General features: G+C 70.8%; 13 protein-coding genes and 2 pseudogenes. 6 read left to right on the top strand and 9 right to left on the bottom strand.

Annotated elements, in window-relative coordinates; translation table 11 throughout:
• Positions 1 to 98: 98 nt before the first annotated feature.
• Together OH809_RS37855 and OH809_RS37850 are read right to left on the bottom strand one after the other, a co-directional pair.
• Positions 99 to 2134: pseudogene (locus OH809_RS37855) on the bottom strand (acyl-CoA dehydrogenase).
• A gap of 75 nt (positions 2135 to 2209) precedes the next feature.
• Positions 2210 to 3439 (bottom strand): beta-ketoacyl-[acyl-carrier-protein] synthase family protein, encoded by a 1230-nt coding sequence (locus OH809_RS37850; RefSeq protein ID WP_406416697.1) that lies wholly within the window; start codon positions 3437 to 3439, stop codon positions 2210 to 2212.
• A 364-nt stretch (positions 3440 to 3803) separates the two neighbouring features.
• On the opposite strand from OH809_RS37850, the gene OH809_RS37845 reads away from it, so the two are divergent.
• The gene (locus tag OH809_RS37845) at positions 3804 to 5105 is read left to right on the top strand and encodes a hypothetical protein (protein ID WP_406416699.1); all 1302 of its coding nucleotides are present in this window, start codon (positions 3804 to 3806) and stop codon (positions 5103 to 5105) included.
• Between the two features lie 68 nt (positions 5106 to 5173).
• On the opposite strand, the gene OH809_RS37840 is transcribed toward OH809_RS37845, so the two are convergent.
• From OH809_RS37840 to OH809_RS37830, 3 genes are all read right to left on the bottom strand, one after another.
• Positions 5174 to 6145: a carbohydrate kinase gene (locus tag OH809_RS37840; RefSeq protein WP_406416701.1), complete on the bottom strand. Its 972-nt coding sequence runs from the start codon at positions 6143 to 6145 to the stop codon at positions 5174 to 5176.
• 139 nt (positions 6146 to 6284) lie between these two features.
• Positions 6285 to 6539: a type B 50S ribosomal protein L31 gene (locus tag OH809_RS37835; RefSeq protein ID WP_406416702.1), complete on the bottom strand. Its 255-nt coding sequence runs from the start codon at positions 6537 to 6539 to the stop codon at positions 6285 to 6287.
• A gap of 315 nt (positions 6540 to 6854) precedes the next feature.
• Complete coding sequence (locus tag OH809_RS37830; RefSeq protein WP_406416704.1) at positions 6855 to 7739, bottom strand: ABC transporter substrate-binding protein; 885 nt, start codon at positions 7737 to 7739, stop codon at positions 6855 to 6857.
• A 257-nt stretch (positions 7740 to 7996) separates the two neighbouring features.
• Between OH809_RS37830 and OH809_RS37825 the strand changes: the two are divergent.
• Positions 7997 to 8264: pseudogene (locus OH809_RS37825) on the top strand (YciI family protein); the annotation flags it as partial.
• Here the strand turns inward: OH809_RS37825 and OH809_RS37820 are convergent.
• Positions 8265 to 9161 carry a LysR family transcriptional regulator gene (locus OH809_RS37820; protein ID WP_406416705.1) on the bottom strand — a complete coding sequence of 299 codons (897 nt, stop codon included), beginning with the start codon at positions 9159 to 9161 and terminating at the stop codon, positions 8265 to 8267.
• Positions 9162 to 9241: 80 nt separating this feature from the next.
• On the opposite strand from OH809_RS37820, the gene OH809_RS37815 reads away from it, so the two are divergent.
• The gene (locus OH809_RS37815) at positions 9242 to 10480 is read left to right on the top strand and encodes an MFS transporter (protein WP_406416707.1); all 1239 of its coding nucleotides are present in this window, start codon (positions 9242 to 9244) and stop codon (positions 10478 to 10480) included.
• A gap of 17 nt (positions 10481 to 10497) precedes the next feature.
• On the opposite strand, the gene OH809_RS37810 is transcribed toward OH809_RS37815, so the two are convergent.
• The 3 genes from OH809_RS37810 to OH809_RS37800 all read right to left on the bottom strand — a co-directional run bounded on the left by OH809_RS37810 (position 10498) and on the right by OH809_RS37800 (position 12640).
• Positions 10498 to 10671, bottom strand: coding sequence for a hypothetical protein (locus OH809_RS37810; RefSeq protein WP_406416709.1), 174 nt, complete (start codon positions 10669 to 10671; stop codon positions 10498 to 10500).
• Positions 10672 to 10675: 4 nt separating this feature from the next.
• Positions 10676 to 10993, bottom strand: coding sequence for a cupin (locus tag OH809_RS37805; protein WP_266989129.1), 318 nt, complete (start codon positions 10991 to 10993; stop codon positions 10676 to 10678).
• Positions 10994 to 11425: 432 nt separating this feature from the next.
• Positions 11426 to 12640, bottom strand: coding sequence for a S8 family peptidase (locus tag OH809_RS37800; RefSeq protein WP_406416711.1), 1215 nt, complete (start codon positions 12638 to 12640; stop codon positions 11426 to 11428).
• Between the two features lie 341 nt (positions 12641 to 12981).
• Here OH809_RS37800 and OH809_RS37795 point away from each other — a divergent pair, with 341 nt between their 5' ends.
• The 3 genes from OH809_RS37795 to OH809_RS37785 all read left to right on the top strand — a co-directional run bounded on the left by OH809_RS37795 (position 12982) and on the right by OH809_RS37785 (position 18543).
• Positions 12982 to 13716: a 4'-phosphopantetheinyl transferase family protein gene (locus OH809_RS37795; RefSeq protein ID WP_406416713.1), complete on the top strand. Its 735-nt coding sequence runs from the start codon at positions 12982 to 12984 to the stop codon at positions 13714 to 13716.
• Positions 13717 to 13762: 46 nt separating this feature from the next.
• Positions 13763 to 15403: a phosphoglucomutase (alpha-D-glucose-1,6-bisphosphate-dependent) gene (gene pgm, locus OH809_RS37790; protein WP_406516113.1), complete on the top strand. Its 1641-nt coding sequence runs from the start codon at positions 13763 to 13765 to the stop codon at positions 15401 to 15403.
• 785 nt (positions 15404 to 16188) lie between these two features.
• Positions 16189 to 18543 (top strand): FHA domain-containing protein, encoded by a 2355-nt coding sequence (locus OH809_RS37785; RefSeq protein WP_406416716.1) that lies wholly within the window; start codon positions 16189 to 16191, stop codon positions 18541 to 18543.
• The last annotated feature ends 9 nt before the right edge of the window (positions 18544 to 18552 follow it).

The raw sequence follows: 18552 nt of genomic DNA, 5'->3' as shown, positions 1-18552 counted from the left end.
GGTCGTGCAGGTCGCGGAGGTCATGCAGGGTCTGCCGATGCCCGGGACGGCGGAACGCACGGTCCCGACGCCGAAGTAACTGACTCCCGATCTGCGGGTTACGCCTTGCGGCGAACCGATTCGCCAATGATCACCCGCGGCTTCGTACAGCACCGGGAAAGGACGGATGCGGTGCCCCAGTACGCCAGCAGAACGGCCCGGGCTCCGAGGGCCCCGACCGCGTCCCGTACCCGGCACCGCTGCCCGGCGGTGCGCTCGTCCGGGGCCTTCACCGCTCCCCCTGCGCCCCGGTGGTGGTGTGCCAGGATGCCTCCGGATCGTCGTAGGCATCGACGTAATCGGCGCCCGCGATGGGCCAGTTGGCGAACAACTCGTCCGGCAGCGCGAAGGACTCGATCAGGGTGGGCAGATGCCCGGCGACGGCGGCGATGAGCTGCTCGACGGCGTCCGGCAGCGCGTTGACCTGATCGGTGGTCAGATGACCGGCGGCAAGCAGATCGCCACTGTTGCGGGCCACCCACTGGAGGGCGAACAGCCGCTCCAATTCGGCCAGCCTCTCGCGGCCAGGACCTTCGGGCAGTTCTGCGACCGCCTCCGCGTACGCCTCGGCCGCCTGTCGGCGGGCGTGCGCCTCGACGCCCCGCAGGGCGGGCCCGGACGCCGCGTTCCACCGTGCCAGCGGATCACCGTGCGGTGCGCTGCTCATCCGCTCCGTGGCGCGGGCGAACCAGATGACCTCCACCTGCGCATGCAGCCACCCCAGGAACCGGGGGTCGGCGAGCTCTCCGGTCGCTCGGTCCGAGGTGCCGCCGTCCGCGGCCGGTGAGGCGGCGAAGAGCATTTCCGCGGCAGCCTTGGCGTGGATGGCCAGGTTGTCGCCCTCGGCGGTGATCACCGCCTCCGCGCCGGTGATCAGCTCGGTCATGCCGTTGTTCTCCAACAACGCCTGTGCTCCGCACCGTTCGCGGCATTCGACGACAACGGCACGGGCCTGCCAGGTGATCCATCCCTTCGCGACGGCGACCAGCCGCTCCGCCTCGGCCCGTCCCGTCTCCGTGCCGGTCCCGAGTTGTTCCTCCCAGCGGTCGAGGGTCCTGCGGTGGAGCAGGCTCATCGCGAACACTGTGGCCATGGCCTCGGCGAGCGGGCCGTGATGGCTGCGGTGGGCGATCACCCGCACCCGTTCCGTGGCGCGCGGCCCGGAGATGTGCCGATGGCCTCCGTAGCGCACGGCGACGGCGAGCGTCGCGCGCGCGGAGCCGACCGCGCAGGCGCTCATGGAAATCTTGCCGACCGTGACGCGTGCGATCGAGGTGAGGAAGCGGCGCCTGCGGTTGGGCAGAACGCTGCTGAACTCCCCGTCGTCGCCGATCCGTCCGTGCTCACCGCCGAGCAGTGCGTCACGCCCCACGAAGACCCGGTCGAAGGAGGTCAGACAGTGGTCGACGGGGCTGCCCAGGCGTGCCGGAAGCCTGCGGACGCGTACCCCCGGGAGAGAGTGCGTGTCGTCGGTGAGCGGCACCAGGAAGAGAAAGACGCCGTGGTCGGCGCCGTCGGCGAGCAGGCGCGCCGCGACCAGTCCTGACTTGGGGCCGCCGGCCGGGCTCGTGTTGGGCATGAACTTCTGTGCCCCGGCGTGTGGGGTGTGCAGCACGAATCCGTCGCGTGCGCGGTCGTACGTCGCCGTGGTCTCGACGGCCGCCGCGTCATTGCCGTGCGCCACCTCCGTACAGAGGAAGGTGCCGATGCGCCGCAACCGGAGGAAGTCCGACAGGTCACGGCGGCTCTCGCCGGCGTGGTCGAGGAGGCTGCCGAGGAAGAGGTTGTAGTGGATGCCCGCAACGGTGGTGAGCGCCGGATCGACCGGGCCGAGCCACTCGTGCAGGGCGGCGAGGGCGCGTGGGTCGGCGGCGGGCCCTGCTGCGCTGTCGAGCGCGCTGTTGAGGATCCTCAGCCGTTCGTACGTCAGGGCGAGACGCTCGTCGGGACTGTGGTCGGCCGGGCGGCGGAACGGTTCCGTAGAGATCAGCCGACGCCAGGAGCCGTGCTCCTGAGAGAAGTTGACGCCGAAGAGGACGCCTCTCAACAGGTCGGCAGTGCCGTGGACGGTGGTGCTGTCGATCGTTGCGGTCATGAACAAGAGAACGATGAAGGAACGGCGAGGACACACCTCGCCGCTCCCACCGGGACCTGCGGGCGGTCCGAACGGTCAGACGCGCTGGAAGGCGAGAGCGACGTTGTGTCCGCCGAAGCCGAAGGAGTGGCTGACGGCGCGCTCGACGGACTGCCGGCGCGGCTCCTTGGTCACGCAGTCGAGCGCGAACCCGTCCGGCAACGCATCCAGGTTGGCGATCGGCGGCACGATCCCCTGTTCCAGGGTCAGTACGGTCGCCACCGCCTCGATCGCCCCGGAGGCGGCGAGGGTGTGTCCGACCACGCCCTTCGGAGCGGTGACCGAGGGCCGGTGCGGGAAGAGCCGGGAGATGAGCGCGGTCTCCATCGCGTCGTTCAACGGCGTGGACGTGCCGTGCGCGTTGATGTGGTCGACCTCGCGGGGCGCCCAGCCCGCCTCCTCCAGCGCCGCCTCCACCGCCCGCTGCGCACCGCGCCCGTCGGGTGTCGGGGCAGTGGGGTGGTGAGCATCCGTACTGGAACCCACGCCGGTCAGCAGCGCACGCGGATGTCCGCCGCGTGCGCACGCGTCAGCGGTCCGCTCCAGCACGAGCACGGCGGCACCCTCCCCGATGACGAACCCGTCCCGGTCCGTGGCGAACGGCCGCGACGCGCCCGCCGGATCACCGGTACGGGTGGAGAGCGCCCCCATCTTCGCGAAGGCCGCCACCACGAGCGGGGTCAGCGCGGACTCCGAGCCTCCCGCCACGACCACATCGCATCGGCCCCTCGTCAGCAGGTCACGGGCGACCGAGATCGCGGTCGCCCCGGACGCGCAGGCGGTGGCGGGCGCCAGACTGGGCCCCTGGGCACGCAGCGCGATGGCGAGCTCCCCGGCCGCCGCGTTCGGGATCATCATCGGAACCAGGAGCGGAGAGACTGCCTCCGGTCCTGCGCCATCGAGCTTGCGAAGGTTGTCGACGAGGACGGACACACCGCCCACACCGACGCCGAGCACCACGCCGACCCTGCTCCCGTCCCAGTCCGCCGGAGAGAGTCCGGCGTCCGCAACGGCCTGCCGGGCGGCGACCACGGCCAGCTTCACAAACCGTGCCATCCGCCACACCGAGCGCCCGCCCACCGCCGCGTCCAGGTCGAGTCCGTCGACCGGGCAGGCGAAGTCGACCGACAGTCCGGCCAGTTCGTCACAGCGCCGCGCCACGGAGTGTCCCGCGCACAGCCCCGCCCAGAAGGCGTGTTCATCGGCGCCCGCGGGGGTCACGAGCCCCACTCCTGTCACCGCGACCCCGGTGTCAGCCTGCGTCATGTGCCATTCCTTCCGTCGCCCTCTGTGTGCTCCGTACGGGCTCCCGGCCGGCGGAGTACGGCGGAACCCCAGGTCGGACCACCCCGGAGGCGGTGACTCCGCGTACCGCTACCCGCCCCCCGTATCCGGCTGCACGGCGGCGTCGAGTACGTATCCCCTCGGCACTCGCTGCTCCCACTCCCCGCAACCGATCGGGCCCGCCGGCTGGCGAACGGCCGTCACCCCGGTGAGGATGCGTTCACTGGGCCGAATGGGGGCTCGAGGAGCACGGGAGCACCACCGGCTCACGCCCTGCGAGCCCCCTGCTCCCCCGTACGGAGCAACTCACCGTGCTGCCCGCACGCACAGGGCGTCCCCTTGGGACATGGCATCAGCGGACCACGACGAGTCACAGCCCCCCTCGGCCGACGCCGAACTGGACGCGCTGCGTGCGCGGGTGACTCAGCTGGAGGCGCGTACGCCCGTACGGTCCCGGCCCCGGATCCGTTCGTTCTTCGCCGTGCTGCTGATCCTCGTCGCGGCCGTACTCACGCCGCTGAGCGCCGTTGCCGCCTGGGCCAAGAACGACGTCGGCGACACCGACCGCTATGTGGCAATGATGAAGCCGCTGGCGTCGGACCCCGATGTGCAGACAGCTCTGGCGAACCGGGTCACCGGTGTGGTCATGACACATCTGAACGTCCATGCGCTCCTCGCCGAGGTGGCCCCGGCGGACCGGCCGGTCCTCGACAAGGCGCTGGGACGGCTGAGCGCCCCGCTCACCACGGGCCTCACGAACTTCGTGCACGGGACCGTGGAGAAGTTCGTGGCCTCGGACGCCTTCGAGAAGGTGTGGGTCAGCCTCAACCGCGGCGCCCACGCGGCGGCCGTCAAGGCGCTGACGGGCAGTGGGGGCGGGGCCGTGAAACTCACCGACGACACGGTTGTCATCGATCTCGCCCCGGTGATCGACCGGGTGAAGCAGCTCCTGGTCGATCACGGGCTGACGATCGCCGCGAAGATCCCCGAAATCCACACCGACTTCACCGTGCTGACGTCCGACGCGATCGGCAAGGCCCAGAAGGGGTTCCGGCTGCTGCAACTGGCCGGTTTCTGGCTGCCGGTGGTGACCCTGGTGCTCGCCGCGGGCGGGGTGCTGCTCGCCGTGCGCCGACGCCGCGCACTGGTCACGGCGGCCCTCGCCATCGCGGTGGGCGGTGCGGTGCTGGGCCTCGCGCTGTGGGTGTTCCGCGCGTTCTATCTGGACAGTCTTCCGGCCTCGGTGTCGCAGCCGGCGGCCGGTTCCATCTTCGACGCCCTGGTCTCCCAGCTGCGCGCCGTGGTCCGGCTCGTGGTCACGCTGGGCACGGTGGTGGCGCTCGCCGCCTGGCTCTCCGGCGAGGGCCGCGCCGCCACCCGGGTCAAGGCCATGTGGAACGGCGGCATCGGCGCCGTGCGCGACGCGGCCGGGATCACCGGCGGTCCGGTCGGCGCCTGGGTGCACCGGGCGAAACCGTGGCTCAACTGGACGGTCGTCGTGGTCGCCGCGGCGGTCCTGCTCGTGTGGGACCGGCCGACGGGGCTCGTCACGGTGTGGATCGCTCTGGCGGCGCTGTTCGCCCTGGCGGTCGTGGAGTTCCTCGACGACGACAGCACACCGCACATGCTCCCGTCACCGCACGGGTGACCGCAGGCCCCGCTGTGCCACCGGCCGCTCGACGGAGCCCCGTCGGGCGGGCGGTGGCACAGCCGTGCTCAGGCGCGGGTCAGCGCGGCGCGCAGCTCCGGTTCGTCGGGCGGGTTGGCACCGGCGCGTGCGACGGTGAGCGCCGCGGAGACGGCCGCGTGGTGCAGCACATCGGTGACGGTCTCCGGATCGATGGCACGCAGACCGTTCCGTCCTGCGGCGCCGAGCAGCCCGTGCGCGGCGAGGGCGTGCAGCGTGCCCGACATGAACGCGTCGCCCGCCCCCACCGTGTCCACGACCTTGGTACGGGGCGCGTCGACCGTGGTCCGCGCGCCAGGAGTGAAAGCAAGTGCGCCGGCTGCCCCCCGGGTGACCAGGACGAGGGCGGGGCCGCCCGTGCCGAGCCAGCGCGCGGCGACGGACTCCGGGGACTGCCCGGGGTACAGCCATGCCAGGTCCTCGTCGCTGGCCTTGACCACATCACTCAGTGCGACACAGCGCTCCACCCGGCGGACGGCTGCGTCGTGGTCGCCCATCAGGGCCGCCCGCACATTCGGGTCGTAGCTGACAGTCGCCGTGGTACGCAGTGACTCGACAGCGGCGACGACGGTGGCAGCGCCGGGCTCCATGACCGTCGCGATCGAGCCGGTGTGCACATGGTGCGGCGGCCGCTCCGGTTCCACTGGGGAGAGCGTCCACCGGATGGCGAAGGTGTACGCGGCCTGGCCGGCCGCGTCCAGCGCCACCGAGGCGGACGGGGTGGCCCCGGTGGAGCCGTCGGTACGCACGACGACTCCGGCGGACGCCAGATGGTCCGCGATCAGCCGGCCCTCGGCGTCCGGGCCGAGCTGGGTGAGCAGGGTGCTGGACCGGCCGAGTCTGGCGAGTCCGTACGCGACGTTGGCCGGGCTGCCGCCGGGATGGACGCGGTCGTCCTCGCCCGGCAACCGGACGATGTCGGCGACGCATTCGCCGATGAGCAGAAAGCCGGGCGAGCCGGGCGAGCCGGGTGAGCCGAGGGTGTCGACCGTTTCGGGCATGGGTGGGATCTCTCCTGGAGTGCGCGTACGTACGAGTCCTGGTAGGCGGCGCGGCCATCCAACACATTGAGACCGATCCTGCCCCGCGCATGCCGGGTGTCGGTCACGTCGATGGGGGCAGTGCGGGGTCACACGGGGCTTACGGGCGCTCTCCCGCCCCGTACCGGCGCTCGAACTTGGCGACCTGCCCCTCGGTGTCGACGACCCGGGCCTTGCCGGTGAAGAAGGGGTGGCTCTCGGCGGAGATCTCCACGTCGATGACGGGATAGGTCTCCCCGTCGTCCCACTGGATGGTCTGCTCGCTGGACGCGGTGGACCGGGTCAGGAAGGCGTAGCCCGCGGAGCGGTCGCGGAAGACGACGGGACGGTAGGAAGGGTGCTTGTCCTGCTGCATGCCTGCTCCTGGGGACGTACGTACGGACTCGGCTCAGCCTCGCGAACGAAGCCGGTGGGCGCGATCGCAGACGGTCCGTACGGGGGGCGGTGCCGTGGCCCGATGCCCTGCCGGGCCCGTCCGGCGCTTGATGGCGGACCCTCGGACCCGTCGTGGGGCCCGGCACGCCGGACGGGTCACCGGCATCCCAGGTGCCGCTTCACGGCGGGCCACGCCTCCACCCCGTCCGGGGTGCGGACATAGACCCTGGACAGGTCGTCCGTCAGCCACAGTTCCCAGTCGTCGTGCCGGGCGGTGTGACGGTTCCGGTGCGCGCTACCGGCCCTGCGCCGCCTCCACCGCGTCGGCCACCAGCGTCAGGAACCGTGCATGGGCCCGGGGGCTGCAGACCGGTTCCGGATTCCACGGCACCATCGCGGCCGCCCGCTCCAGCGCCGACCAGTCAGCGTTCGACCGGAGCCGGTCCAGGGGTGTGGCATTCGACCGGATGTCCGTGAGCAGGATCCTGGGACGGAGGGCCGCCACCTCCGCCCAGCCGACCGTGGACCAGGTGGCACCGGGCCCGGCGGCCGGTTCGAGGACGTCGACGCCCAGCTCCATCAGCACGCGCAGCTCCGGCCACATGCGGGGACGCGCGAGATGCGCCTGGTCCTGCCCCGCCGGTGACAGGGCGAGGACCCGGGGCCGGGACGGACCGGCGGCGAGACTACGCAGCCACTCCCGGGCTGCTTCCAGGTCCTGCGTCGCCGGCGACCCTCCCTCCTCGGCCCCGAGCGAGCGGGCCAGCTCGGCGAACCGGTCACCGATGCCGGAGAGGGTGCGTGCCTGGCCCACGTCGATCACGACGACCGGAACGTGCTCCTCCAGGTGCTTGGCGGTCTCCGGGGCCAGTCCGTAGACATGTCCTCCCCCGTAGGTGACGGCCACCACGAGGTCCGGCTCGCCCCGTAGGAGGGTGTCCACGTCCAGGACGCTGCCCGCACCGAGATAGTCGACCTCGGTGAGCGGCAGCGACCCCGTCTTGGCCCGGTCGGGCGACTCGCCGTCGTGGTCCGATCCGAAGATCCCGCTCGGACGTATCCCGTGGTCCCACAGCGTGGCCCCGGCCTGGACATAGGCGAGCACACGCGACGGGCGCCGCCCGGCACTCGACAGTTGTCCACGGTCGTCGGAGAACTGCCACTCGGTCCGCTCGCTCACATCGCACACCCTTCTCTACCCGACTGCCCGGCCCCGGTCCGGCTCGTCACCAGTACCTGCCCAGGTCCTTGCCGGGGCATCCCTCGGCGGAACGCCGGTCCCGCACTCGCTTCCGGCCGATCGCAAGGCTTGGGAGGCTGGGTCATCGCCTCTCCCCGCCCATACTGGGAGCGCTCCGACAAGTCCCTGTATGCGGAAAACAGCAGAACTCGTGGGGAGCACCGGAATCACACGGAGCACCGGCAGAAAACTGCGAGATGCCCGCCCCCGAGGTGCTGGAAGGGATCATGCGGAACGTGGAGGTCTTCCACCAGGAGCTCCGGGAGGCCCGGGCGTGGGTGTTCGCCGGAGGACTGAACGCCCCCAGCTCAGCCACTGTGGTGCGGGCTGAGGACGGCGGCACACTGCTCACCGACGGCCCGTACGCCGAGGGGAAGGAGTACCTCGGCGGGCTGTGCATCATCAAGGCACCCCGATCTGGATGCCGCCCTCGACTGGGGCCGCAAGGCCGCGCGGGCGATCACCTCAAAGGGTCTTGGGAGAGCACTCGTCGTCCCCGATGTCCAGACCCGCCAGGAATGCCGCAGCCGCCGGTGTGGGGCGGAACCGGCTCCACACCAGCCGTTCCGTCCGTGCGGGCGCATTGCGCACCGGAAGCACAGTGAGACCCGTCAGCTCCGCCGCGAACGCGGCGGGCAGGAGAGCGACGACCAGTCCGCTGCGCACCAACCGGACGATGAAGTCGGTTCCGCTGACCTCGAACGCCACTTCACGGGTGAGTCCGGACGCCTCGAAGGCCTCCTCCGACTGGGCGCGGGCCGCGGTCCCGGCGGGGTAGTCGACGAACGTCTCCCGCGCCAGCCGCTCCAGGTCCACCTCGGACTCATCGGCCAGCGGGTGGCCGGGCGCCACCACGGCGGCGAGTTCCCCGCGACCCAGTTCGCGGTCGCGCACCCCCTTCGGCCGGTAGCTCGGCAGTACACCGAGAAACGCCACGTCGAGCGTCCCGTCCTGCACTTCCTGGACGAGGTCCTTGCTCGCCCCTTCCCTCAGGTCGATACGGACCTTCGGGTGGCGGAGATGGAACTCCCGCAGTGCCGCCGGAATGTCGACCGCGGAGAGCGTCGGGATCGCCCCGATCCCGAGACGCCCGCTGATTTCCCCCGCCGCTGCCGTCACCTCGGCGCGGGCCCGCTCGGCCGCGTCCAGCGCCTGCCGGGCCGCTGGCAGGAACGCCTCACCGGCGGCGGTGAGCCGCACCTGACGGCTCGTGCGATCGAACAGCCGGGCGCCGAGCTCCTTCTCCAGACGGGCGATCTGATGACTCAGGGCCGACTGGACGACCAGGCATTTCTTCGCGGCGCGCGTGAAGTTTTCCAGCTCCGCCACTGCCACCACGTACCGCATCTGCTGAAGCTCCATCCATCTATCGTGAACCACGATCGATCGAATGAAAAACATGTGTTGGACTCATGGATGGCCGGTCCCCGAGGCTGAGGAGCATGGCTCACTCCACACAGGCGCTACGGCGCAGCACGGCTCTGCCGATCCCGCCCGAGGCGTCGCCCGTCCTCGGCCGCGGGCTCGTCCTCCTGATGGCCGTCGCGGCCGGACTCTCGGCCGCGGGCAACTACTTCGCGCAGCCGCTCCTCGACGTGATCGAGGCGAATCTGCACATCGGTGTCACGGCGGCGGGGCTGATCGTGACCGCCGCCCAGGGCGGCTACGCGCTCGGCCTGATCCTGCTGGTTCCGCTCGGGGACGTCATGGAGCGCCGAAAGCTGGCGGTGGGCCTGTTCGCGCTGACGGCGCTCTTCCTGCTGCTGACCGCCGGTGCCCCCACCGGCCCCCTGCTGATCGCCGGGACGGCGCTCACGGCGCTCACCTCCGTCGGCGCCCAGGTTGTGGTGCCGTTCGCGGCGACTCTCGCGGCTCCGGCTGAACGCGGCAGGATCGTCGGCCTCGTCATGTCGGGCGTCCTGCTGGGCGGCCTGGTCGGGCGTCTGGCCTCCGGCGCGCTGTCGGAGCTCGGCGGCTGGCGGACTGCGTACTGGGTGAACGCCCTGCTCATGGCGGCCATGGCCGTGCTCCTGCATCGCCATCTGCCCCGGCTGCCCCGGTCGGACGACACCGCCCCGATGGGTTACGCCGGGCTGCTGCGCTCCACCCTCTCCCTGCTGCGCACGGAGCCCCTGCTGCGCTGGCGGTCCGCCGTCGCCGCCTTCTCCATGGCCTCGTACAGCGTGCAGCTGACCGCGCTGACTTTTCTGCTGACCCGGGCGCCCTACAACTGGAACGCGGCCGCGATCGGACTCTTCGGACTCGTGGGCGTCATCGGTGTGGCGGGCATGAACGTTGCGGCCCGGCTGAGCGACCGCGGCCGTGTGCAGACGGTCTCCGGGGCCTCGGCCGCGCTGCTCGCCCTCTCCTGGCTGCTGCTTCTCGCCGGCGAGTCCTCGCTGCTGTGGCTCGCGCTCGGCGTGATTTCGCTGAACGTGGCCCAGCAGGCGGCACTCAACAGCAGTCAGAACGTGATCTACGCGCTCCGCCCGGAGGCCCGCAACCGGATCAACTCCGGGTTCATGACCCTCTTCTTCCTGGGCGGGGCCGCGGGAGCGGCACTCGCCTCGGTGGTCTGGTCACGCGCGGGCTGGACCGGCATCTGCGTCCTGGGCGGTTCGCTGGCCGCGGGCAGCTTCGTGCTCTGGGTGCTGGAGCGGGTACGCGTCCGGGCGCGGTGAGGATGCTCCTACAGACGTCAAGCCACAGGAGAAAGGCCGGTTTGAGTGATTCGTTCCGTTGATGTGGCGGTGAGGGAGCGGTAGACCTCGCGGGCGACGGATCGCTTGAGGCAGCGCACGATGTCCTTCTTGGAGAGTCCTTCCTTGGTGCGGCGTTCGACGTAGGCGCGAGTGCGTTCGTCGTATCGCATGCTGTCAGTCGTTGACCGCGGTCAGCAGCACCACCGCGTCCTGCAGCGCCAGCAGTCCGTGCCGCTCGTGCGGGATGGGCTGCAGCCCTCCGGCGGTCACTTCCACGTCGCCGGAGGCTGCGGTGAGGCGGACGGCCCCGCGCAGAACCTGGAGCGAGGCGGCGGGTGGCGCGTTGTGCTCGTCGAGGGCCGAGCCCGCGGTGAGCGCGATGACCGTCTGTCGCAGGGGCTCCTGCCGCAGCAGCAGGTGGGCGCTGCGGCCGTGCGGGGACGTACGGGCGGCGGCCAGATGCTCGTCGGCGAGGGCGTTGAGATCATCCATACGACCACTGTGCCGCAGCCCCGGAACCGCCGCGATCCGCGCGCGCCGCCGTCAGCCCCGCAGCCAGGCCGCGGGCTGATCCACGGCTCGCCCTTGCGGGCGGTGACCTGACCCCGCCCCCGCTGCCTTCGGCGAGCGCGGCGGACAGCCGGCCCAGGCCGTCCGTCATCCGCTGCCTCAGGCTCGTGATGTACAGCCCGGAGCGCCGCCCTCTCCACCGAACGGCGCCCCTCGCCCGTCAGCGGAGGCGCCTGCAGCGACAGCATCCGGGGGACTCCGTCCCACGCCCGGCGCCGGAGCGCGCCACGCCGATCGGCAGATGGCGTCGCACATGACGCGATGGACGTGCGGGAGAGCGAAAGGACTGTGCGCCGCACAGCAGCAAGCCGCGGATGCGGACCCCGCCGGTCGGACGGCTTCAGCGGGTCGGGATCAGAGCCCCGCGGTGTAGAGGAGCCGGTTCGGCGAACCCGTGCCCAGGGACGACAGAACGTTCTTGGTCGACTGGTCGACAAGCCAGCGAGTGAGGTCGTTCGGCGTGGCGGCGGGCTTCCACTGCTTGTAGAGAGCGGCGACGCCGGCAACATGGGGGCTGGCCATGGAGGTTCCGCTCATGGCCACGGAGCCACCGCCGAGCTTCGCCGATACGATCGCCGAACCGGGGGCGTACATCGACACGCAGTGGCCGTAGTTGCTGAAGCTGGTCTGCCGGTCCTGAACGTCGCTGGCCGCGACCGTGACCACGTGCGCCGCGCGGGCCGGGGAGATGGTGCAGGCGTCCAACGAACTGTTCCCCGCCGCGACGACGGGCAGGGTCCCCCGGGCCGCAATGGCGTCGACGGCGTCGTCGACCGCCGCGGACCCCGGGCCGCCGAGGGACGCGTTCAGGACCGCGGGCTGCTTGGCATGCCCGGCCACCCAGTCGAATCCGGCCAGCATCCCGGCCGCGGTCCCATTCCCCTTGCAGTTGAGAACGCGCACGGAGACGAGGGACACCGATCGGGCGACTCCATAGGTGGCACCGCCGATCGTGCCCGCCACATGCGTGCCGTGGCCATGGCAGTCCTGACCGGCGTGACCGTCGGAGACGGCATCGAATCCGACGACGGCGCGTCCCCCGAACTCACCGTTCCGGGTGTCGATTCCGGTGTCGACGACGTACGCCGTGACGCCCCTGCCGGTGGCCGTCACCTTGTAGGCATGGTCGAGCGGAAGCTTCCGCTGGTCGATCCGGTCCAGTCCCCAGCTCGCCGCCGTGAGCGCGGAGCGCAACGGCACGGCGGCGGACGCGGCGGGCGCGGCGGGCGCGGCGGGCGGCTCACTCACGGTGACCACGGAGTTCTCCTCGACCGCCGCCACACCGGGTGACGAACGGACCGTGGCCAGCTGACCGGGGCTGAGCACGGCGGCGAAACCGCGCACCACAGTGTTGTACGTGAACAGAGGCTTCACGCCGAGCTGCTCCATGGCGGAGGACGCCGAGTACTCGGACTGAAGGGTGACGATGTACTGCCCCGGAACGGCCCGCGCGGAACGTTCCACCACGACGCCGCCGTCACCCGGAACGGCGGCGACGGCGTAGGCGCTGCTGATCAGCGGTACGAGCAGCAGCAGGGCGGCCGACGCCCATCGTGTACGCAAACGCATGCATGACTCCTGGAATGCCTGGATCGAGCGCGAACAAGAGCGGACACCTGTCCTTCGTCCGGGACCTGCTGCCGCCTTGAGCGTGATCATCCGGACAGCGCAACAGGTCGCGTCCGCACCTGTACGAACCGGTGCATGCGGGACGTGGCCGCCGGGCCGGTCGGTCAGCCCTGCGCGACCCACCGGTACATGACGTCGTTCCTCCCGGGCGCGGTGAGCTGCTCACGTCGTGGACGAATCCATGCCGGGTCCTGTCAGGGTCTCCATAGAATTGACACTGCTCCCCGCGCCGATGACAGTCCCTCACGGCGTTCGCCAGGTGATTGGAGATGATCCGACCGGTGCATCAGCCCATCGAGTTCGACCCGGCGGACGGCGCCGGGGGCGTGTTGCCCTCCTGGCCCACCGGGATACCCGCCCTGTGGATCGTGGACGCGGTGCGGCACGGTGATGCGGCCGAGCGGCTCGCGCCCGGAGTTCTCGACGCCGGGGAACAGCGGCGTGCTGGGAGATTCGTCGCTCCGGCCGACCGGCGCTGCTATGTCACGGCCCATGTGGCGCTGCGGATGCTGCTCGGCGCCCGGCTGGGTGTCGAACCGCGCGAGGTGCGGCTGGTCCGTGAGCCGTGCCCGTCCTGCGGCGGTCCGCACGGCCGTCCGGCGACCGACGGCGGGTTGCATTTCTCCCTGTCGCACAGCCGGGACCTGTCGCTGCTGGCGTTCGCCGCCGCGCCGGTCGGGGTGGACGTGGAGGCGGTACCGAACGGCACGGCCGCTGCGGACGTCGGGGCGATGCTGCATCCGGCGGAGGTACGGGAGCTGGCAGAACTCCGAGCGGAGGACAGGCCCGTCGCCTTCGCCCGGGCGTGGACCCGCAAAGAGGCATATCTGAAGGGCGAGGGGATCGGGCTCGCACGCGACCTCTCGCTGGACCATCTGGGCACCGGGCCCGTGCCGGAGCCCGGCCCCTCGGGCTGGACGGTCACCGATGTGCTGGTCCCCGCCGGGTACGCCGCCGCCGTGGCGGTGCGTACTGCGGGGCAGCCACCGGTCCACGCCGGCCATCGGGGAAACTGATCCGCGGGCAGATCGCAACGACCGACCGATACGGAGGAGTAGGCAGATGCCGCACGAACGAGCCGGACAGCAGGCCGGTCAGGAGGACCTGACCGATGTGGCCAGGCTGGTGACGGCGTATTACACGCTGCATCCCGATCCGGCCGAGCCGGACCAGCGGGTGGCGTTCGGCACCTCGGGTCACCGCGGGACGTCGACGGCCACGGCGTTCAACGAGGACCACATCGCTGCGACCAGTCAGGCCATCAGCGAGTACCGGGCGCAGCAGGGCACGGACGGTCCGCTGTTCCTCGGATCCGACACCCATGCGCTGTCCGAGCCCGCACGGGTCACCGCGATCGAGGTGTTCGCCGCCAATGACGTGACGGTGCTGATCGACTCCGCCGACGGCTACACCCCCACCCCGGCGGTGTCGCACGCCATCCTCACCCACAACCGGGGCCGTACCTCGGGGCTCGCCGACGGCGTAGTGGTCACTCCGTCGCACAACCCGCCGGGCGACGGCGGATTCAAGTACAACCCGCCGAACGGCGGCCCGGCCGGGTCCGAGGCGACCGGCTGGATCCAGGAGCGGGCCAACGAGATCATCGCGGCCGGGATGAAGGACGTACGGAGGCTGCCGTACGTCCGCGCGCTGGCGGCGCCGACCACTTCCACGTACGACTTCCTCGGCACCTATGTCGCGGACCTGCCGTCCGTGCTCGACCTCGACGCGATCCGCGGGGCCGGGGTCCGGATCGGGGCGGACCCGCTGGGCGGCGCGTCGGTCGCGTACTGGGGCCGTATCGCCGAGCAGCACCGGCTCGATCTGACCGTCGTCAATCCGCTGACCGACCCCACCTGGCGGTTCATGACGCTGGACTGGGACGGCAAGATCCGGATGGACTGCTCCTCGCCGTACGCGATGGCGTCGCTGATCGGTCAACGGGACCAGTATCAAATCGCGACGGGCAACGACGCCGATGCCGACCGGCACGGCATCGTGACCCCGGACGGCGGGCTGATGAACCCGAACCACTATCTCGCCGTCGCCATCAACTACCTGTACGCGCACCGTGATCAGTGGCCGGACGCGGCGGGCGTCGGCAAGACGCTGGTGTCGTCGGGGATGATCGACCGGGTCGCCGACGATCTCGGACGGCAACTGATCGAGGTGCCGGTCGGCTTCAAGTGGTTCGTGGACGGTCTGGTCGACGGGTCGCTCGGATTCGGCGGCGAGGAGTCGGCCGGCGCGTCGTTCCTGCGCCGTGACGGGTCGGTGTGGACGACCGACAAGGACGGCATCATTCTGTCGCTGCTCGCCTCGGAGATCCTCGCCGTGACGGGGAAGTCGCCGTCCGAGCACTACGCCGGGCTCACCGCCCGCTTCGGCGAGCCCGCGTACGCCCGCATCGATGCCGCCGCGAACCGTGAGCAGAAGGCGGTACTCGCCAAGCTCTCGTCGGAGCAGGTCACGGCCGACACGCTGGCCGGCGAACCGGTCACGGCGGTGCTCACCTCGGCTCCCGGCAACGGCGCACCGATCGGCGGCATCAAGGTGACCACGGAGAACGCCTGGTTCGCCGCCCGCCCCTCGGGCACCGAGGACGTCTACAAGATCTACGCGGAGTCGTTCCTCGGGTCCGATCACCTCGACCAGGTGCAGGACGAGGCCAAGGCCGTGGTCTCGGCGGCACTGGGCGCCTGAGCCGTCGGGAGACCGCCTTCCGTGCGACGCCCGGTCATCGCGCGGGATGCGGCTCCCTGGTCAGCGGACGACGTGCCCATGCGGGCAGATCGAGGCCGGTGAGGCTCGTACGGTGCTGTTGCGGCGTTCCTGCGACGCCGAGGTGGCCGATGTGCGGGACGCAGTGACGTCACCCGGGTCGACGTGTGCCGTCACGGTACGCAGGGTGTCGCCGGAGCCGGCCGGTGCGGGACAGCCGTCGCAGCCCTCAAATCCCGCTCCTCACGGAGCGCACCGTGCATGGTCACCAGCAGCAGCCAGGCCGCTACCAGCGCGAGGGACAAGCCGAATACCGCAGGCCGGAGGGACGCCGGGCGGCATGTCGGCGACCGTGGAGCGCCGGGTCCGCGGGGCGATGGCTCGTCATGTACGTGTGCCATCAGGCCAGTCTGTGCCGACGTGATCCGCCGGGGAACGATGCATCGGGGATCTGCTCCGGTGAGGACGAGGCGGGTGCCATGAGGCGGGTCCGCTTCAGTGATCATCACCCGGTTCGGCGACGGGTCTCCTTCCTTGTCAGGTCGACGGCTTGTCCCTGCCGGCTCTCGAAGCGAGAGCGTGCGCCCGCAGCGTGGCCACTGGGCATCGCGCCACGACAGCGGGGAGATCGGGTCCGGTGAGAGGCTGTCGGGCTACCTCTGAGGCCTGGGGAAATGCGCCGGCCCCCGTGAGCCCGTCATGTTCCGACAGAGCGACCCGGGGCGCACCCATGAGCAGATATCCCCACCAATAGATAGAATTCGACCATGCCAGAGAGGCCTGTCGCGTCGACTGCGCCCGAGCTCATTCTCGAAACCGACGCAGGAGCCACGGTGATGAGTCCGAGCCGGGACTATCACGTCGGCCGCGACCCGCTGAGCGACATCGTCATCGACGATGTCCGGGTCTCGTGGCACCATGCGGTGCTCCGGCCCGTGGCCGACCACTGGTCCCTGGAGGACGAGAACAGCACGAACGGTACGTACACCGGGGGCAGGCGCATCCATGAATCGGGCGTAGGACCCGGCAGCGTCATCCGGTTCGGTCATCCTGCGGACGGGCCGTGCGCCGTTCTGGTCGGTCAGGAACCCCCGGCCCCCGCGCTGCATCCGGCGGACCGCCCGTCCACCGTCTCCATGCCGGCCGCCACCAGTACGTTCCGGCAGCCGACCGTCGTGCGACCGCGGCCCGTCCACACCGTACGCATCGGCCGCAGCGCCGACAACGACCTCGTCGTCGACGACCTGACCGTCTCGCACCGGCACGCCGAACTGCGGACGCATCCGGACGGCACATACGAGATCGTCGACCTCGGCTCGCACAACGGGACGTATCTCAACGGCCAGCTGGTCGGCCGCGCCCCGGTCGCCGCCGGTGACATCGTCGGTATCGGTCACTCCGAGTTCTCTCTGGTCGGCGACGTGCTGCAGGAGTTCGTCGACACCGGTGAGGTCTCGCTCGATGTGCAGGACCTGGCGGTCACCGTGGACCGGGGCCGCAAGACGTTGCTCGACCAGGTCTCCTTCCCGGTGGGCGAGAAGTGCCTGCTCGGCGTGGTGGGCCCGAGCGGCTCAGGTAAGTCCACCCTGCTCAACGCACTGACCGGCCTCCGCCCGGCCGACGAGGGCAGCGTCCTTTACGACGGCCGCGACCTCTACCACGACTACGCCGAGCTGCGCCATCGCATCGGGCTCGTCCCACAGGACGACATCCTGCACTCCCAGCTGACCGTGCGCCGCGCCCTCGGGTACGCCGCCGAGCTCCGCTTCCCGCACGACACGGCTCCGTCCGAACGCCGGGCCAGGGTCACGGAAGTGATCCGTGAGCTGGGTCTGGAAAAGCGGACGGAACAGACGATCCACAGCCTCTCCGGTGGCCAGCGCAAGCGCGTCAGCGTCGCGCTGGAGCTGCTGACGAGGCCGTCGCTGCTCTTCCTCGACGAGCCGACCTCGGGGCTCGACCCCGGCATGGACCGCTCGGTCATGCATATGCTCCGGGGGCTCGCCGACGACGGGCGTACGGTCATCGTCGTCACGCACAGTGTGCTCAGCCTCGATGTCTGCGACCGGCTGCTTGTCCTGGCCCCCGGCGGGAAGACCGCCTACTACGGGCCGCCGGACGACGCGCTCGCCTTCTTCGGGTTCGAGCATTGGCCCGAGGCGTTCGAGGCATTCGAGAACGACCGGGACCGGAAATGGTCGGCGGAGTACCGCGCCTCCCCGTTCCACCGGCAGTACATCGCGAACTCCACCGCGCAGCCCCGGCTGCCGCACGCCGCGGTCGCCCCGGTCGCGCCGCCGCCGAAGACCCGGAGCGGGGGCGCTCAGCTGTGGACGCTGGTCCGCCGGTACGCCGCCGCACTGAGCGCCGACCGGACCTTCCTGGCCATCATGATCGCTCTGCCGTTCGTGATGGGCGCGATGACCCGGGCCCTGGCCGGCAGCCGGCTGACCCAGGACACGGTGATCAACGCGCTGCTGATCCTCTGTGTGGGCGGCGTGCTGACCGGCGCCGCCAATGCCGTACGGGAACTGGTCAAGGAGCGGGCGATCTACCAGCGGGAGCGGGCCGTCGGGCTTTCCAGATCGGCGTATCTGATGTCCAAAGTGGTTGTCCTGGGCATCGTCACGGTACTGCAGGCGGTAGTTCTGGCCCTGGTCGGTCTGGTGGGCGTCGATCTGAACGCCCCGGGCGGCAAAGGCGTTCTCCTGTCACCACTGGTCGAAATCACGCTGGCCGTGGCCCTGTTGTCGTTCACGTCGATGATGCTCGGTCTGCTCATCTCCGCGCTGGTGCGCAAGGAGGAGGTCACCATGCCGCTGCTGGTGCTCCTCGCCATCATCCAGGTCGTGTTCTGCGGTGCGCTGCTGAAACTGCACGGGGTGCCCGGGTTGGAGCAGCTGGCGTGGCTGGTGCCGTCCCGGTGGGCGCTCGCGGCGATGGGCGGGACCATCGGGCTCGCCAGGATCGTGCCGGGAAAGGTGAGCTCGGATCCGCTGTTCGAGCACTCCGCGGCGGCGTGGCTGCTGAACATGGGGATGCTGATGGTGCTGTCGGTCGTCTTCGGACTGGTGGTGGCGCGGCTGCTCCGCCGGCACGAGCCCGTCATCATGCGGAAGTAGCGGAGGCTG

It is taken from the genome of Streptomyces sp. NBC_00873 (assembly GCF_045207415.1).
Classification (GTDB): domain Bacteria; phylum Actinomycetota; class Actinomycetes; order Streptomycetales; family Streptomycetaceae; genus Streptomyces.
This window is presented reverse-complemented; position numbering and strand designations above follow the sequence as displayed.

Coding starts and splice junctions, on each gene's coding strand:
- OH809_RS37850 (WP_406416697.1), bottom strand. CDS start 3,439: ATGACGCAGGCTGACACCGGGGTCGCGGTGACAGGAGTGGGGCTCGTG.
- OH809_RS37845 (WP_406416699.1), top strand. CDS start 3,804: ATGGCATCAGCGGACCACGACGAGTCACAGCCCCCCTCGGCCGACGCC.
- OH809_RS37840 (WP_406416701.1), bottom strand. CDS start 6,145: ATGCCCGAAACGGTCGACACCCTCGGCTCACCCGGCTCGCCCGGCTCG.
- OH809_RS37835 (WP_406416702.1), bottom strand. CDS start 6,539: ATGCAGCAGGACAAGCACCCTTCCTACCGTCCCGTCGTCTTCCGCGAC.
- OH809_RS37820 (WP_406416705.1), bottom strand. CDS start 9,161: ATGGAGCTTCAGCAGATGCGGTACGTGGTGGCAGTGGCGGAGCTGGAA.
- OH809_RS37815 (WP_406416707.1), top strand. CDS start 9,242: ATGGCTCACTCCACACAGGCGCTACGGCGCAGCACGGCTCTGCCGATC.
- OH809_RS37810 (WP_406416709.1), bottom strand. CDS start 10,671: ATGCGATACGACGAACGCACTCGCGCCTACGTCGAACGCCGCACCAAG.
- OH809_RS37805 (WP_266989129.1), bottom strand. CDS start 10,993: ATGGATGATCTCAACGCCCTCGCCGACGAGCATCTGGCCGCCGCCCGT.
- OH809_RS37800 (WP_406416711.1), bottom strand. CDS start 12,640: ATGCGTTTGCGTACACGATGGGCGTCGGCCGCCCTGCTGCTGCTCGTA.
- pgm (WP_406516113.1), top strand. CDS start 13,763: ATGCCGCACGAACGAGCCGGACAGCAGGCCGGTCAGGAGGACCTGACC.
- OH809_RS37785 (WP_406416716.1), top strand. CDS start 16,189: ATGCCAGAGAGGCCTGTCGCGTCGACTGCGCCCGAGCTCATTCTCGAA.